A 16,316-nucleotide genomic window follows, 5' to 3' on the forward strand; every position below is an offset into this window, starting at 1 on the left:
CCTCAGGTCTTTTTTCTTGTTAATTCGTGATTCTTGCAAAAGCTTCTACACCATCTTTATTTAAGGCCTTCATCATTTCCTCATTTACAAATCCTTTTCCACGATGGATAACAAAGACCTCTACTTCACGCTTACCCCACTGGCTGTATACGTCATTTTTTGTATTAAAATACAAATCCAGCTTCTTACCACGGATTGCTCCACCTTTATCGGCAACTACTCCATAACCATAGCCAGGAACGTACAATACCGTCCCAAGCGGGAAAATATGAAGATCAGCAGCAATCGTGGAGTACGTCCCACGATGTACCTTTATACCAGAGTACGTAATACCATACGAGGGATGTCCTGGGTTTTTTCCAGTTGATTCTACACCTGCATAATAACCAGTAGCCACGACCCGTACCTTAGGATATTGGTTTAAAATAGCTGTTTCGTCTGATTTATTTATTCTATTTCCTAATTTGTTGTTCTGCGATTGATTGTCCTTTTGTGTGTCCATATTTGTTTCTGTCATGGAGCTTGAAAGCACATATCTTTTCTTGATCATTTTGTAGCCTTCTTTTTTCTCGTGCAAACCAAGTGAACTGGTGGTGCCTCCTGCATCAATGATGGTAGAAGAATAGCCGTGTGACGTAGCACCAAGCAGGAATACCATACTAATCGTGAGTAAACTCACAAAACGTACCCATTTCATCTTTTATTTGCCTCCTCTCATCATCTAGTCATTTCCAATAGTGAGAGAGGATATACATTATTTACTAGAACACAAAAAAACATCCCCTGATTTCTCAAGGGATGCTATCCATTAAAACATCCGATACCCTTTTTTACGTAAGGTTTGAATCGTCCAGCCACTAGCAAAAGTACCTACGATTCCGGCATACAACACAAGATAATCCCAAATAGATGGTGGCGTATCTTTTACAATGAGGGAAATTACTACATAACCAATTAGTCCAATGGTAAGCGCAAAAGGAAGCCATGTCGTTTTTAAAAGCATATTTAAAATAAAGCCGATGCCAAAGCCTAAAATACTAAATAACACAACAGAGATGATAAGTGTTATTGGGTTTAATGCCATAAACATAACAGGAGATACCTCCGAATTTGGTTTATATTCTGACTTTAGTGTATCCAAAAGTGCTTTAACGGTCAATTAAACAACTTCCTAAAGCAAATGTTTATCAAATTTCTGGCTTCTCTAGGTTCGAAAAAGGCTGGCAGTAGTAGCAAAGCAAAGGTTGTCCCTACTCGCACCCCAATGAAAAAAGTAGCCCTGCATCCTAAGATGTCGTGGGCTACTTCAGGATTTTCCACTCAATTTCCATCAATACTCTCTTCCATTCTACCTATTATTTTACTCTCTAATATGCTTATGATCGGATTGGTTCTAATTGCTTATACAGTTCAATATTCATTCCATTGCCTTTACAGCTTGGGCAATTCTCCGTTCCACCAACTGCTACATGAAAGTATCCCTCGCCTTTACAATATGGACATGCTTCTTCCGTATGTTTCCTCATTGTTCCTCTCTCCATTTCGTTTTCTTTTATTTTCTGATAATTTAGTTTTTAAAATGATAACAGCATTTCTGAGGGATTTCCACCTTTATTTTCTTGCAAAAAGAATCAAAAAACCTGATGTAAGCGGGACCATCAGGTTTTTTCTGATTATTTCAGAGCTTATTTCCATCAATCTCGACATCTTGTACATCTATTTAGGTAAAAATCTTATAACTTGAATAACCAAATATAGGATTAGGCTCATATGTTTTTCCTACTAGATAGGATGACATGGTGGGAATTTGAGGCAAGATAATCTGAATATACTCTGTCGCAAGTGGGTCTATAAGCAAGTCATTAATGGGCATAAAAGTAGCGATCTCGATCTCACCTGCTTGAGGCTGTGGCTCACCTTCAACGTAATCCATCAGAAATACAATCATGTTATCACTAATTTCCTCACGAATAACGCCAGTACGCAAGGCTGCAACTTGACGTACACGTGCAACTATACCCGTCTCTTCCAACACTTCTCGCACTGCCGCTTCATCCACTGTTTCCCCTGGGTCTACAAAACCAGCAGGAAAAGACCATTTCCCCTTTAATCCACCATATGTTTTCTTTACAACTAAAACTTCATCACCTTTAATTACGATACCACCAGCTGCAATCCATACCTTAGATTCTCTCATTGCATCCTCCTATCTACTCCCTTGTTCTAATATACGCTATCATTCCAAAACAAAAACCCTCCTATCTCTTTCTAACTACAAAGAGATAGGAGGGCTTACCGTCCTCATTATTACGAGCTATGGTTATTCTTCCTCATGAATATCCAATAAACCATGGTCAATCATGTACCGCAGATTCTCCTGATCACGCTCTCGACCTTTTTCTTTTAAACGTTCAATGGCGGGCATTATCAGATGATCCACTTCGCTTTGAATGTGGTAGGACAAATCATAACGTTCCTGTTGCTCCAGATATGCCCCGACGTCCATAAGCGCATTATATCGGTCTAACTCTTCGCGTGTAAGAAGTCCTCTTACCTGTACACTAGCATGGCGCATTCGCTACTCTCCTAGAGACGAATTTTTTTCAAGATCATTCCAATACCGCCGATTTTGTAAAGGTAACGAACGTCACTACCCTTTTTCATCAATGCGGCAGACAATCCGAATAGTTTTTTCTTATTAAAGATGATACCCATTCCCTCACCTTTACCAAGAGAAGCAAGAGTACCTTGTAAATTTGGTACGAAAGGTACCATCGCTAGTTTTTCACCACGAACCAAAGCTTTCAAGTTGCGGGATACGTTCTCGCCCTCTTGAATAGAAATTTGAGCTGTTGGTGGATATGGACGACCTTCAGCATTGAATACCAATGCGCAGTCTCCGATGACAAATACGTTTTCATAACCAGGAGCACGCATGAATTCATCTACTTTAACACGTCCACGCATTACTTCAAAACCGGAGTTTTCAACAACGGAATTCCCACGAACCCCACCTGTCCAAATAACGGTTTTAGATTTAATCTCTTCGCCTGTAGCTAAGATAACACCGTCTGGCGTGCATTGTTTAATAGGTGTATTGATCTTGAATTCAACACCTTTGCTACTCAATAGATTCATTGCATAGTCTACTAGATCCTTATCAAATCCAGGCAATGCACTTGGAGCTGCTTCAATGCTATATACTTTCACCAAAGATGGGTCAATGTTGTACTCACGGCAAAGCTCAGGGATACGGTTTACCAATTCACCTGAGAATTCAATTCCTGTGAACCCTGCTCCACCAACCACGAACGTCAAATAATCTGTACGTTCTGGTTCGCTATTATAAGAAGCAAACATATATTCAATGTGTTCTTTAATCTTTTGAACCGCATTGATGCTACGGATTGTAAGTGCATTTTCTTTAAGACCCTCAATACCAAATGTTTCTGGGTCACTACCTAGACCAATAACCAGATAGTCGTATTCTAGTTCCGTTCCATCTTCAAGCGTTACTTTTTGTTGTTCACCAGAAATGTTTGCAACCGTACCTTTGATCACATTTACTTTATTTTTATCAATGATTTCATTTAGGAAAATTTGAGCTCGACTAGCTGGCATTGTACCTGCTGCTGGCTCATGAAGCCATGTTGTTAAATAGTGATAATCATGCTTGCTGACTAAAGTCACTTCTGCTTCATTATGATTTAGTTTTTTTTGCAATTCACAAGCGGTAGTAACGCCGCCATAGCCTGCCCCCAGAATTAGAATCTTTGGTGTACTCATGGGTAAACTCCTTCCATCTCTCATTACGATTTTTTCAAAATCATCTTGCATCATGTGTTTTTTTTCACGATAAAAGATAGTATCTATACTGTTCCCTGCATCATAAGAAAATAATAGCAATAGTGGTTATCTCAAAAAATCACAGTGAAAATTAAGCATGTCACAGTGAAAAAGATCAAATATCTGTGAAAAAATGCACATATTTCACTAACACAAACTAATAATAGAGACATTTTTCGAGCTTTGCAAGTGGTTTTTGACACAAAATTGCCGAATTTTGCTCTAAAATGTTGTTGAATCATACTTTCTCTTTTTTTTCAGGTGTTTCGCTGTATATAATAGAAAGTGGCTTAGCATTTTTATAGTGAATATGGAGGTGTATGGGACTTTGAGTTCATTAAAACGAGATGAGCAGGTATACGATCTAACAATTATTGGTGGGGGTCCCGCTGGTTTGTTTACGGCTTTTTACGGCGGTATGCGTCAAGCGAGCGTGAAAATCATCGAAAGCATGCCACAATTAGGTGGACAATTAAGCGCGCTATATCCTGAAAAGTATATTTATGATGTAGCAGGATTTCCAAAAGTGCGCGCACAAGAATTGGTAGATGGACTTAAAAAACAAATCTCTCATTTTAACCCTACCATTTGCTTAGAAGAAAAGGTTGAAGATGTAGCAAAGCAAGCAGATGGAAGCTTAGAAATTACTACAGACAAAGGGGTGCATTACTCAAAAGCTATTATTATTACAGCAGGAGTTGGTGCGTTTGAACCTCGACGTCTGGAGCATCCCGACTCCATGAGCTTTGAAAAAACAAACCTACATTATTTTGTTACTGATTTGAATGCCTTTAAAGATAAACGTGTTGTCCTATTTGGTGGTGGAGATTCCGCTGTCGATTGGGCAATGATGCTGGAGCCGATTGCGAAAGAAGTACATATCGTTCATCGTCGCGATAAATTCCGTGCACATGAGCATAGTGTAGAGAACATGATGGCTTCTCGGGTGAACGTACTAACTCCTTATGAGCTTTCCTCCATCCAATCCGACCAAGGAAGAATTACTAGCCTTACGATTGAACATAGCACAAGCAAAGAGTTAACTGAGATCGAAGTGGATGATGTGATTGTGAACTTCGGCTTCATTTCATCTTTAGGACCCATTAAAAATTGGGGAATTCAACTAGAGAAAAACTCCATTGTTGTAAACTCCAAAATGGAGACTAGTGTTCCTGGCATTTATGCGGCAGGCGATATTGCTACGTACCCGGGCAAAGTAAAACTGATTGCAGTTGGTTTTGGAGAAGCTCCTACGGCTGTTAACAATGCGATTGCCTATATCAATCCTAATGCCAAGCTTCAACCTGGACACTCCTCCAGTATGAATTTGTAAACAGATTCAAAAACCGCTTATCGATATAGACAGAACATTGTTAATTCACACACTTTTTTCCCTTCCCTTTATTGAGAAGGGTTTTTTTTGCATAACGTTTCGCAAGCTCGCACACTCTATTTCTAGGAGGTGCGTTATGAACAACTCCATTTGTCCGATTTGCAATGGATTCCAGGAATTATTAGAACGATGTCCCAACTGCCGTAGCTATTTTCAAGACAAAGGGAAACTATCCGATTATCAAGGGGATTACAGTCCGTATGTCTCCATTGACGATAGTAAAAAATCAAACGGATATGCTGATTTCATTCCCCAGCTCTGTTTACATATATGTAGTTGTACAGAGTGTGGATGCTCGAAAATAGTACCCGTGCAGGAGCAGAGCATAACTTCGGTTCACTTGGATTAGGCACACTCATTTGAGTTTGTGCCTTTTTTTAATATCGGCTTATTCTTTACTTCTTTTTTACCTTCCATTTCGAGTAAAATAAGAAAGGAACAGCGTGTAGAAGCTTTTTGTAAACGTCTTATCTGGTTTCATGCAAATTAGTAACAAATTCTTTTTTTACTAAATGAAACTTCTCTCGTCTCCAGACGTAATACAGAGTATAAGCGCTGAAATGCTAGGGCCTCTGGGGCCTAACCCAATATGTTGCTACTAACAAGGAGGAATGCTTTGTGTCATTCTTTAAACGTCTACGTGATTTAACTATGTCTAACCTGTATGCTCTAATTGAAAAAGCGGAAGATCCAATTAAAATGACTGACCAATATCTACGTGATATGCAGCAGGATTTAGAGGATGCTGAGAAAGCTGTAGCTGCTCAAATCGCTCTTGAGAAAAAATTCAAGTTGCTTTATGAAGAACAGGAAGCATTGGTTCAAAAGCGTGAAGAGCAAGCACACATTGCCGCTCAAGCTCAAAACATTGATCTTGCTCGTCGTGCATTAGAAGAGAAGAAATCAGCTACTGTAAAAATGGAAGAATACAAAGCGAGCTATGCAAAAAATAAAGAAGCCGCTGACAACTTACGCTTAAAGTTAGAAGAAATGCGTAAACAAGTAGTTGAATTGAAAAACAAACGTGAAACACTAGTAGCTCGTGTGAATGCAGCAAACGCTCAAAAAAATATCAACAAGAGCATGGCTGGATTTAACAGTGATACAGCAATGGCTGGTCTCAAACGCATGGAAGATCGTGCACTCCAACTAGAAGCTGAAGCTGAAGCAAGTGGCGAAATTTACAAAAAGCAAACCTCGCTAGATGATGAAATTGCTCAATTGCATAAAGATAAAGCAGTAGAAGATGAACTAGCTGCGCTATTAAAAAAATACGAGGGGTAAGCCGCTTTATGCGGTCCCCCCTTTCTTCTTTCTGTTACTTATTCCACGTTTTTTCACTGGATATTAGGCGCATCATGCGTCAAAATGATAAAGGAGGTTTAGAATGCTCGGAGACATGAATATTTTACGAATGATCGTCTGGACTGCCTCAGGCGCTCTCTTGCTATGCCTCTTGATGTGGATCGATACCCTATTCACAAAATATAAGGACATGGAAGAGATTAAGCGAGGAAATGTAGCCGTTTCAACTCGCTTTATTATGAAATTGCTTGCTCAAGGTTATATACTATCGCAATCATTATCTATATCTAACGATTTAATTCAGGGACTACTCGTTTCTGTCGTATCTTTTGTGTTATTATTTGTTCTCGAAAAAATCGTTCAATTTGGCGTATACCAGATAGCAGGTCTTGACTTAAATAAAGGAACACGGGAAGGAAAAGTAGCCCATGCGCTCTTTTCTGGCTCACTCCATATTACCGGTGCCTTTATCATCGCCGCTTGCCTACTGTAGGAGGAATTGCAAATGAGTTTTTTTCAACGTGTCAAAAATATCCTAAAAAAGCCTGAGACTCCCCTTGTTGAAAAAAGTATCTTAACTGTGGGACAAGGCGATATTGTGGAAGTCTCGTTCGTTACCTACCAAGTTGTAGGACGTACTCGCAATCCGAAACGAAACGCAATTATGTTAACCTTACAGGATGGGAACACCCTACGTTATCTGAAAATTGAAGAACGTGAGAAAACCAATTATGAATTGTACACTCCAATTGATGGTCGACTCGACTCTCCTGATGAGGTTCCAACTATTATTGAATTAGATGATATTGAATACCATTTGGAAGAGCAATATGATGGGAAAATGACCGCACAAGGAAAAACACCATTTTCTACGGATGGTGAGCAATATGTCTGGGAATTCCAATCCGACAATCGCAGGCTGCTTCGTATCGAATGGCAAGACGGACGCTTTATGTTGTATGAAGGAGAATTTATCATCCCCGCTGATGTGAAAGTACTCCGGGGAGTGTAGGGGGGAGGCCTCATGTGGCAAGCATTGTCAAAATTCTTAAAGACAACCCTCGTCCTCTCTCTGGTCGCCGGGCTTTTAACTGGTTGCGCCGATCAGTCGGTAGGGTCATCCTATCCACTAGAGAAGATTACGAAAAACGGGGCCGAATCGTCTCGCATTTATCGCGCGACGGACAAAACGGTTCCTGAGGTTGCCAAGGAGCTGGCTGAAAAGCGTCAGCCTAAGGAAATTTCTAAAGAAGATCTAGACCACATGTTTCTTATCTACTCCGATGAATGGTATCATCTACAAAAAGATGAAGCCAAGCCAAGCGATACCTTAATTGAAGTAGACAGTAAAGAATTCGTTCAAAAAAATTATAATATGTCTTTCCTAGAAGGATACTTCCTTGCCTCCGTATTAGGTGATCTGTTTGATTCCATAAAATACAAAGGACAAGGAAACTATCGTGGTTATTCTAGTCGGGATATCTATAAATCAGGGACAGATTACCATACTCCCTCAAAAGAAGAGAAAAAGACATTTGCTCCTATTACTACAGAAGGCAAGGGCTCTATCCTACGCCGTTCTTCTGATAATAGTGGAAAATCGTCTTCCTCTGACGATAGTATTTTTAAGAAATCTGACGCTGACACAACTAAATCTAAGGGTAAAATCACTAGAGATTCTAAAAGTGACAGCGGAGGCAGTTCATGGTTTGGCGGCTCTTCGTCTTCCAAAAAGGACTCCTCCATGTTTGACCGTCCACGCACCAATTCTCCTCCAAAGGTTAAAAAGGGATTTGGAAGTATTAAGCGGCGCCGATGATTTTTCCGCGTATACAATAGTTATGTACAGCTTAAAAGGACCCAAAGAGAAACCTTCTCTTGGGTCCTTTTGTTATTCATCCGGTAATCCCCTGTAACGCCCAGTACGCAATTCTTTTTTATAAGCAGCTAGTTCAGCATCTGGCAGATCCTCATCAATCGCCACTTGAATAGCTATTTCCACATCATAAGGAACACGCACGATTGACATGGAGAAACTGCTTGGTTGTTGTTTATGTAATTCACCCTCCAATACCATATAAGAAGGTTGTGTCATATCCAGAGGATTTCCAACACTTCCGGCATTGCATAACGACTTTGCTTTTAATCCTTGGATAAATGCATGATGCACATCTCCGTAGATGACCACATCAGGTGTATGTTCCCTATTTCCTGTTGCTTCTGTATTCTCGAACATAGCTAGACGCTCCTCCAATGGTGAGGTGAACCGAACACGATGGAAGACACTATCTGCGGAAGCGTGAAACAAACGAATCAATCTGCCACTCATCCAAAAATCATAGGAAAAAGGCAGGGTATTCAGATAACGAATGCGATCTTCTCCTAAACGACGTTGTTGCCAAAGAAACGCTTCATCCTCTGTAGGATTTCCAATGAAGTCATCCCAGTTGCCACGCACTGTAACCGAACACTTTTCTTTAATCATGTCGACCGCTTTTTCTGGTTCAGGTCCTTTTCCAGCCAAATCTCCTAAGCAATAAATCTCTTGAATTCCACGCTTCTCTATGTCTTTTAGCACCGCTTTCAATGCTGGTATGTTTCCATGAATATCAGAGATTACGGCTATCCTTTCCACGTCTTCTCCTCCCTCTTTCATTCAATTAACCACTTACTTGTTCCATTTTTTGTGTAGCTAAAAATAAAGAGAAGCCTCTCGCTCATGTATGAATTCCCCTACACAAGGCAAGAAGGCCTTCTCTCTGATTGCGGAGCTTGCTTGTTAGTTCAAAGCGCTTACTCGCATTTTTCAGCTTTTCCCTCGTAATCACGCGTACGGAATGAAGCACCACATCCACAAGAAGCAACAGCATTCGGATTCTCCATAGTAAATCCGCCGCCCATCATGGATTCCTTATAATCAATTACGAGTCCTTCAATATATTTATAGCTCTCGGCATCAACCGCTACTTTAAAGCCCTCATAGGTAAAAATCTGATCGCCCTCGTTCGTTGATTCATCCGTTCCCATGCCATATGAAAACCCACTACATCCGCCTTCTCTCACGCCAACACGCAACAAGATATTAGGATTATTCTCCGCTTCCAGCAATTCACGAATTTTAGCGCTTGCTTGAGGTGTGAAGTTGATCATGCCATTCCCTCCTCGATCAACAATTATAAAATGCTGTTTGTTTATTATAAAACAGCTTCCCTTAAGTATACAAAGAATTATATAAGGCAACAAGGTAACGATGCACTTCCATTAGTAAGAATTTTCGAAAATGAAAACAAAATAAAAAAGACGACGCCTGTAAAACGCCGTCCTCGAAGTGTATAGTGTAAAACCTCAAGCGAAATGGGTTCGATTCTCAAATATATGAAGGTGAAAAGGCTTTTCATTGTAGAAGGTTACTTCTTTTTCCATTTGTAAAAGCTGGTTGTGTAACAAATCAATCTCCCGGCTACAACGTAATACCTCTGGGTGATGTAATCCATATTTAGTCCCAATTTCTACCATCTGTTGGCGAAGGAGTTCCATTTTTTCGAGTAATTGTTCCCGCATTTTCTCTCCCCCTCATGTAGCTATATCTCACATTTTACTTTAGAATAAAACCCTCTGCAAACAAAAGGCACTATTTGTTCTGTATATTTTGTACAATTTTGTGTGTTCTTGTCAAGTTTATAACTTGTCACAGTAAAAACTTAGAAGGTTGTTGCATTTATCAAAGAAGCTTATAATAGAGATACTTTAATTTATGGAACGATTATTGAATTGCGTATTATATAACTATTCAGGAGTTGAAAATATGTCTTTGCTAACAATAGCTACGCAAGATAAAACGCTAGCGTCGATTGCTGAAAAAGTCATAAATCGAGAGCGTCTTACCATAGAAGATGGTCTGGCTCTCTACGAATCAGACGACGTTTTTAGTATTGCTCAACTTGCTAATCTGGTGAATGAGCGTATAAATGGAAATAAAGTTTACTTTGTTCAAAATATGTACATTAATCCAACCAATGTTTGTGAAGCTAAATGCCGCTTTTGTGGTTTCCGCCGCGATCAGGATCAAGACGGCGCTTACACGATGAGTTCAGAGGAATTACTTCACTATGTAGGAACTCGTTTTAACGATGGCATTCGTGAGTTCCACATCGTTGGTGGCCATAACAACCATGTTCCTTTTGAATACTATGTCGAGACACTTCGTACCTTAAAGAAGGCATATCCGGATGTAGCTCTCAAAGCTTATACCGGAGCCGAAATCGAATTTTTTAGTCGTATAGCTGGAATCAGCATGACAGAAGTGCTAAAAGAATTGATGAATGCAGGTCTTGAGAGTTTGACAGGTGGCGGAGCCGAAATATTAACCGAACGCTATCGCCTTAAAATGAGTCCTGAGAAAGCAAGCACAGACGATTGGTTACTTGCACATCGCACAGCACATGGACTTGGTATGCAAACTCCTTGTACAATGCTATACGGCTCCATTGAGTCTAAAGAAGAGCGTTTAATTCATATGTCACGTATCCGAGAATTACAGGATGAGACAAATGGTTTCCAGGTCTTCATCCCTTTAGCGGTCCAACCAATGAAAGCTACAGCAGGTATTAGACGCCGTACTTCTGCGATGGACGATATCAAGACGATTGCGATTAGCCGTCTCATGGTAGATAATGTAGATCATATTAAAGCCTACTTTATTAATATCGGTACACAATTAACTCAGCTAGCCTTGCGTGCCGGTGCCTCTGACGCTCACGGTACCCTAGTAGAAGAACGTATCAGCCATGCTGCTGGTGCTTTATCTGACCAAGGGATTACCAAGGAAGACCTAATCTGGTTAATTAAAGGTGCAGGTAAAGTTGCTGTTGAACGAGACACACACTATAACGTGATTAAAGAGTACTAATAAAAAAGAACGCTTGATTGAAGTTGACCACTCTGTGGGCTTCTCAACAAGCGTTCTTCTTTTTAATTGACATCCATCGCCCTATTATTGCCATTCTTGGACAAATTCCTGTATTTTTTCTTTAATTAATGTCATAAGTGAATCTGTCGTTTCCGCTGTGATGAAATCTCCATTAACCAATGCAAAGGGCTGCATATAGCATTCGCCACAATGTCCTAAACAGCCATATTCCACCACATCCACATCCAAATCAGGATCATTTTCTAACGCTTCCATGACTGGTTTGGTATAGGAAATGACATTACTTGAACAAAATTCCACTAAAGCTTTCATGGGTCCCTCCTATTCAAAAATTATTGCAGTTATGTGAATATTGGAACTCGACCTAAACCGACGGTAGAGTTATAATGATTGGGGACGACTTCAAATTATATCATTTTCCTTATGCGTTTAAAAGTTTCTGTTGCACTTCCATTAATTAAAATGGAACCGTTTTAAATATGGCATAGAAAGGATAAGACTTCCTATGAGACGACTAGTTATCTTAGGTGGTGGCTATGGGGGCCTACGCATCATCGAACACATACTTACCCCTGATTTGCCTACAGACGTTACGGTAACGCTAGTAGATCGAATGCCTTTCCACGGATTAAAAACCGAATACTACGCGTTAGCAGCCGGAACGGAACCAGAAAGCAAAGTGCGAGTGGCCTTTCCAAGCGACCCACGCTTACAGATTAAACACGGAGAAGTTATTGACATCAACCTAACTGAGCGCTTGATCCATTTTGAAAATGAAGAAGAATTAGAATACGATTGGCTCATTCTTGGATTGGGCTGTGAGGATCGTTATCATAATATTCCGGGAGCCGATCTACACACACATTCCATTCAAACATTGGGCTCTACTCGTCGCGCTTATGCAGCGATCAATAATATTAACCCATACGGTTCAGTTACCGTTGTCGGTGGTGGTTTAAGCGGTGTGGAAATTGCTGCTGAATTACGGGAAAGCCGTCCGGATCTGACCATTCGATTAATGGATCGTGGGCCAAGCATTTTAAGCCCTTTCCCAAAAAAATTACAAGATTATGCTTCCGAATGGTTTATTAAAAATGACGTTGAACTTATTAATATGGCCAATGTAACCTGTGTTGAGGATGGTGTTGTTTATAACAACAATCAACCTGTGGAAAGCAATGTTATTGTCTGGACAGCAGGTATTCAAGCCAATCGCATCGTACGCAATCTTCCTATCGACCATGATAATAGCGGACGAGCAATCCTCAATCCTTATCACCAGATTCCCGACTATACCAATGTATACGTTGTAGGCGATAGCGCGAGCTTGCCATATGCCCCAAGCGCTCAGCTTTCTGAGATGCAGGGAGAACAAATCGCCATGGTATTAAAACATGAAATGAAGGGCGAAGGTTATCCTACTGTAATGCCCGATATTAAACTAAAAGGAACATTAGGCTCTCTCGGCAAAAAAGAAGGATTTGGCGTAATGGGCAAAATGTCGCTTGTGGGTCAAATGCCGCGCGTGATGAAAAGCGGTGTCCTTTGGATGTATAAAAACCACTTAGGTTAGCTTCACAAAATGAATTTTGGATTTACGACCGTTCTGATTTTTTAAAAGAGCGGTTGTTTGTCTTTCCGCATCTTTAAACTCCATTATATAATATCAAAATATTTATACTATTACATTAGATTAAATCGTCAAATTGTATCTTGGAGGAGTAAAAAAGAAAACCCGGATAATACAAATTCACCGGGTTTTTGGCCTTTACCAATATATGCATTCGCTATTTACTAACAGTCTCCAATAAACTAGCGAAATCATTTGTATGTAGCGGCGGACTAAAGTAAAATCCCTGCATCTCATAGCAGTTCTTTTCCGTCAAGAAGCTCTTCTGCTCTTCTGTCTCTACCCCTTCAGCAATTACATTCAGTTTTAAACTCCTAGCTAACGCAATGATATAAGAAACGATCTCTGCATCATCAGGATCAACTGTAATATCACGAATAAAGGAACGATCTATTTTAAGAGTATCCACTGGAAATTTTTTCAGGTAGCTAAGCGAGGAGTATCCAGTCCCAAAATCATCAATAGATAAATGAATGCCTAAATCCTTAAGCTCATGCAAGGTAGTAATTGCCGTCTCTACCTTATGCATAGTGACACCCTCCGTAATCTCCACCTCTAAATATTGGGGCGCAAGACCGGTATCTTGCAAAACTTTGGCAATAGTTGCAACGAGGTTACGCTGTTGGAACTCAACTGGAGAAATATTGACAGCTACTCGTACTGGCTTTAATCCGGCTTGTTGCCATTTCTTATTTTGAATACATGCTGCTTTTAGAACATATTCATCCAACGTGACAATGAAGCCCATCTCTTCAGCTAACGGAATAAAATCACCTGGTGAAATCAGTCCTAACTTAGGATGCTCCCATCGCACCAGTGCCTCCATCCCAATTAGTTCCCCTGAGCTTAAATCATAACGAGGCTGGTATTGTAAAAAAAGTTCATTACGATCAATTGCATAGCGTAAATCCTGCATGAGAGTCAGCTTCTGGAAAGCACTCTTCGTCATAGCTGGCGTATACAGTTGATAGATGTTCCCGCCCTTTTCTTTCGATCGATATAAAGCTGCCTTGGCATTTTTCACTAATTCTAGCTGTGTGGTTCCGTCATTTGGATACAAGCTAATACCAATACTACAAGTCATAGTTAAATCCTGGCCTTCCATCTCGAAGGGTAGTGCGATCTTGTTTAGCAACTCTTGTGAAAGATGAGCTACATCCTGAAGACTAGATATATCCGGGAAGATGAATTGGAACTCATCTCCTACCAAACGACAAACAGTATCACCCTCACGCATATGATCAGCCAAACGAGCGGCTACTAATTGCAGTAGCTGATCTCCTGCGGCATGCCCCAATGTATCATTAAATACCTTAAAACAATCCAAATCTAAAATGACCACAGCTAGCATACTTTCTGTACGCTTTGCTTGAGAAATAGCCAAGAGTAGACGATCATCAAACAATACCCGATTTGGCAGCCCTGTCAACGAATCATAAAATAGCTGTTGGCTCATCATTTCTTCGTTTTTTTTGCGATCTGTCATATCCTTAAAAATCCAAATTCTTCCATAATAATGTTGCTGAGATGAATCAATCGGTCCCGAATAGACCTCGTAGACTCGTCCATCATGGAAACTAATCTCCACTGTGTCAGATTGTAGCTTGTTCACTTGAGTAAGATCAAAAAGTACAGTCGCCTGATGATTTTTCTTAATTTGTGACAACATGTACATTAGCCAATGATTAGCATTATTTTGTTGCTCCACATTTTCAGGTATCTTCCACATTTCCCTACATTTTCGATTGTAATGCACAATTTGATTCCATTCATTTACAATTAGCATACCATCCATCATCGATTCATGTGTAGCTCGCAAAATGGCATTATTTTTAATGAGTTGCTCTTCCGCCAATTTGCGTTCTAACTCAGCAGAAGCTCTGGACGCAAATAAATGTAACATGGAATCAATCATTCCTGGATTGGTGATTGGTTTGCGACTCAAAACGGCAAGAATCCCCATCGGACTGCCATTAGAATCATATAAAAGATGTCCCATCTGGGCTTCCACTTTAAAGAAACGAAGAGATTGATCGAGCGGATATGCTTGTTGTATACCTTCCAGCACACAGCTTTTTCCAGCTCTAATCACCTCCTCAGTAGGAGTATGAGCAATATCGTACTCGACGTTCTCTAAATAAGCTTGCTTATCACTTATGGATATCGTAACTGCACGACCTGGTTTATCCTTATGTAGTACTGCAATAAATGCATAATCTAATTCCAAGACATCTATCAATGTGCGACTCAGATAGTGAAAAAACTCTTCCCCCATCTTGTTGGTAATCCCTTGAGTCACTACGTGTAACATTTCTTCTACTTGTTTTTGTTCAGTCACATCGGTCAAAAAACCAACTATTTCTGTCACTTTTTGATTGATCGTATCACAATTCTGAATGATTACTGGTTTCATATGTCCATGATACAGCCTGTTATCAAGTGAAATGTGAAAATCAACTGTATCCTGTAAAAAGGCACGCTCCACGTGACTTTTCATTATTTTTACCATATCAGGTAGCATTACATCTTCTAAGGGGCCCTCTTTCATGCCTACTCCAAACCTCTTAGTAAGTGCCCCCTCAAATAACGTAACGGTAATTTGGCTATCTTCTCGTTTTTCAAAGGAAAACAGGACGTGAGGCAGAATCGATAAACTGGTTTTAAACTTTTGACCATACCGTTCCTTTTTCTGTTCCGCACGTTTTGACTGCGTAATATCTAACACTGTGCCGACAATCTCGGTCACCGTATCGCCTTCCAAAAGGGGGGAGATTTGCGTAATATAAAAGCGTTTGTTCTGCTCAAATTCATACCATACACAACAACCAGAGAAAGCTTCCTCAAATTTTTGCTGAACAAAGGGAGCCATATCAGGATGAAAAATTTCGGTAATGGTTTTACCCTCTACATCCTTTGTCGTAACTCCTAAATCCTCTGCAATTGTACCTTCCGAAAAGGTTAGAACAAAAGAGCCATCCTCTTGTCGTTTACCTGCAAAAATTTGATTTTGTAAGGTTTCAAAGATTCTTTTATGTTGCTGTGTTAGTTCCTGTAGCTTTTTTTCCATTTGAGCTATACTTTTTTGTAAATTAGCAATTTGACTCTCCTGCTCTCCAATGGTGCGAAGACGCTCGGTGTTCTTCAATTGTTGCGGGGAATAATAATCTCTGTCAGACATGAGCTACCTCCTACCCTTACACCTTTTCCTACGA

The 16,316-nt window shown here is 40.2% G+C and carries 19 protein-coding genes; 8 read left to right on the forward strand and 11 right to left on the reverse strand.

Annotated elements, in window-relative coordinates; all coding sequences use genetic code 11:
• Positions 1 to 19: 19 nt before the first annotated feature.
• The 6 genes from ACQV1I_RS21530 to ACQV1I_RS21555 all read right to left on the reverse strand — a co-directional run bounded on the left by ACQV1I_RS21530 (position 20) and on the right by ACQV1I_RS21555 (position 3,786).
• A complete protein-coding gene (locus ACQV1I_RS21530; RefSeq protein WP_116334936.1) occupies positions 20 to 697 on the reverse strand; it encodes a 3D domain-containing protein in 678 nt (225 codons plus the stop codon).
• Positions 698 to 808: 111 nt separating this feature from the next.
• The gene (locus ACQV1I_RS21535; protein WP_236645890.1) at positions 809 to 1,159 is read right to left on the reverse strand and encodes a YuiB family protein; all 351 of its coding nucleotides are present in this window, start codon (positions 1,157 to 1,159) and stop codon (positions 809 to 811) included.
• A 217-nt stretch (positions 1,160 to 1,376) separates the two neighbouring features.
• Positions 1,377 to 1,526, reverse strand: a complete 150-nt coding sequence (locus ACQV1I_RS21540) for a YuiA family protein (RefSeq protein ID WP_018673475.1) — start codon at positions 1,524 to 1,526, stop codon at positions 1,377 to 1,379.
• A gap of 194 nt (positions 1,527 to 1,720) precedes the next feature.
• Entirely contained in the window at positions 1,721 to 2,197 is a 477-nt protein-coding gene (locus ACQV1I_RS21545; protein WP_116334935.1) for an NUDIX domain-containing protein, read from the reverse strand.
• A 123-nt stretch (positions 2,198 to 2,320) separates the two neighbouring features.
• Positions 2,321 to 2,575, reverse strand: coding sequence for a hypothetical protein (locus tag ACQV1I_RS21550; protein WP_018673473.1), 255 nt, complete (start codon positions 2,573 to 2,575; stop codon positions 2,321 to 2,323).
• A gap of 11 nt (positions 2,576 to 2,586) precedes the next feature.
• Positions 2,587 to 3,786, reverse strand: a complete 1,200-nt coding sequence (locus tag ACQV1I_RS21555; RefSeq protein ID WP_116334978.1) for an NAD(P)/FAD-dependent oxidoreductase — start codon at positions 3,784 to 3,786, stop codon at positions 2,587 to 2,589.
• Positions 3,787 to 4,156: 370 nt separating this feature from the next.
• Here ACQV1I_RS21555 and ACQV1I_RS21560 point away from each other — a divergent pair, with 370 nt between their 5' ends.
• The 6 genes from ACQV1I_RS21560 to ACQV1I_RS21585 all read left to right on the forward strand — a co-directional run bounded on the left by ACQV1I_RS21560 (position 4,157) and on the right by ACQV1I_RS21585 (position 8,363).
• The gene (locus tag ACQV1I_RS21560; RefSeq protein ID WP_051088612.1) at positions 4,157 to 5,179 is read left to right on the forward strand and encodes an NAD(P)/FAD-dependent oxidoreductase; all 1,023 of its coding nucleotides are present in this window, start codon (positions 4,157 to 4,159) and stop codon (positions 5,177 to 5,179) included.
• A gap of 136 nt (positions 5,180 to 5,315) precedes the next feature.
• Positions 5,316 to 5,588, forward strand: a complete 273-nt coding sequence (locus ACQV1I_RS21565; RefSeq protein ID WP_140575608.1) for a hypothetical protein — start codon at positions 5,316 to 5,318, stop codon at positions 5,586 to 5,588.
• A 269-nt stretch (positions 5,589 to 5,857) separates the two neighbouring features.
• Entirely contained in the window at positions 5,858 to 6,523 is a 666-nt protein-coding gene (locus ACQV1I_RS21570) for a PspA/IM30 family protein (protein WP_094700961.1), read from the forward strand.
• A 103-nt stretch (positions 6,524 to 6,626) separates the two neighbouring features.
• Positions 6,627 to 7,037: a DUF350 domain-containing protein gene (locus tag ACQV1I_RS21575; RefSeq protein ID WP_094700960.1), complete on the forward strand. Its 411-nt coding sequence runs from the start codon at positions 6,627 to 6,629 to the stop codon at positions 7,035 to 7,037.
• A gap of 12 nt (positions 7,038 to 7,049) precedes the next feature.
• Entirely contained in the window at positions 7,050 to 7,556 is a 507-nt protein-coding gene (locus ACQV1I_RS21580) for a DUF4178 domain-containing protein (protein ID WP_116334934.1), read from the forward strand.
• Between the two features lie 12 nt (positions 7,557 to 7,568).
• Positions 7,569 to 8,363: a DUF4247 domain-containing protein gene (locus tag ACQV1I_RS21585; protein ID WP_018673467.1), complete on the forward strand. Its 795-nt coding sequence runs from the start codon at positions 7,569 to 7,571 to the stop codon at positions 8,361 to 8,363.
• 72 nt (positions 8,364 to 8,435) lie between these two features.
• On the opposite strand, the gene ACQV1I_RS21590 is transcribed toward ACQV1I_RS21585, so the two are convergent.
• From ACQV1I_RS21590 to ACQV1I_RS21600, 3 genes are all read right to left on the reverse strand, one after another.
• Positions 8,436 to 9,179, reverse strand: a complete 744-nt coding sequence (locus ACQV1I_RS21590) for a metallophosphoesterase family protein (protein WP_116334977.1) — start codon at positions 9,177 to 9,179, stop codon at positions 8,436 to 8,438.
• 158 nt (positions 9,180 to 9,337) lie between these two features.
• Positions 9,338 to 9,694 carry a HesB/IscA family protein gene (locus ACQV1I_RS21595; protein WP_018673465.1) on the reverse strand — a complete coding sequence of 119 codons (357 nt, stop codon included), beginning with the start codon at positions 9,692 to 9,694 and terminating at the stop codon, positions 9,338 to 9,340.
• A gap of 195 nt (positions 9,695 to 9,889) precedes the next feature.
• Positions 9,890 to 10,105 (reverse strand): aspartyl-phosphate phosphatase Spo0E family protein, encoded by a 216-nt coding sequence (locus ACQV1I_RS21600; protein ID WP_018673464.1) that lies wholly within the window; start codon positions 10,103 to 10,105, stop codon positions 9,890 to 9,892.
• Positions 10,106 to 10,349: 244 nt separating this feature from the next.
• On the opposite strand from ACQV1I_RS21600, the gene mqnE reads away from it, so the two are divergent.
• Positions 10,350 to 11,453, forward strand: coding sequence for an aminofutalosine synthase MqnE (mqnE, locus tag ACQV1I_RS21605; RefSeq protein WP_116334933.1), 1,104 nt, complete (start codon positions 10,350 to 10,352; stop codon positions 11,451 to 11,453).
• Positions 11,454 to 11,537: 84 nt separating this feature from the next.
• On the opposite strand, the gene ACQV1I_RS21610 is transcribed toward mqnE, so the two are convergent.
• Positions 11,538 to 11,786 (reverse strand): YuzB family protein, encoded by a 249-nt coding sequence (locus ACQV1I_RS21610; RefSeq protein ID WP_094700955.1) that lies wholly within the window; start codon positions 11,784 to 11,786, stop codon positions 11,538 to 11,540.
• Between the two features lie 193 nt (positions 11,787 to 11,979).
• Between ACQV1I_RS21610 and ACQV1I_RS21615 the strand changes: the two genes are divergently transcribed.
• Complete coding sequence (locus tag ACQV1I_RS21615; RefSeq protein WP_116334932.1) at positions 11,980 to 13,047, forward strand: NAD(P)/FAD-dependent oxidoreductase; 1,068 nt, start codon at positions 11,980 to 11,982, stop codon at positions 13,045 to 13,047.
• 214 nt (positions 13,048 to 13,261) lie between these two features.
• On the opposite strand, the gene ACQV1I_RS21620 is transcribed toward ACQV1I_RS21615, so the two are convergent.
• Positions 13,262 to 16,282, reverse strand: a complete 3,021-nt coding sequence (locus ACQV1I_RS21620; RefSeq protein ID WP_116334931.1) for an EAL domain-containing protein — start codon at positions 16,280 to 16,282, stop codon at positions 13,262 to 13,264.
• Positions 16,283 to 16,316: the final 34 nt, after the last annotated feature.

It is taken from the genome of Brevibacillus sp. JB24b (assembly GCF_051713385.1).
GTDB classification, from domain to species: Bacteria; Bacillota; Bacilli; order Brevibacillales; family Brevibacillaceae; genus Brevibacillus_B; species Brevibacillus_B laterosporus.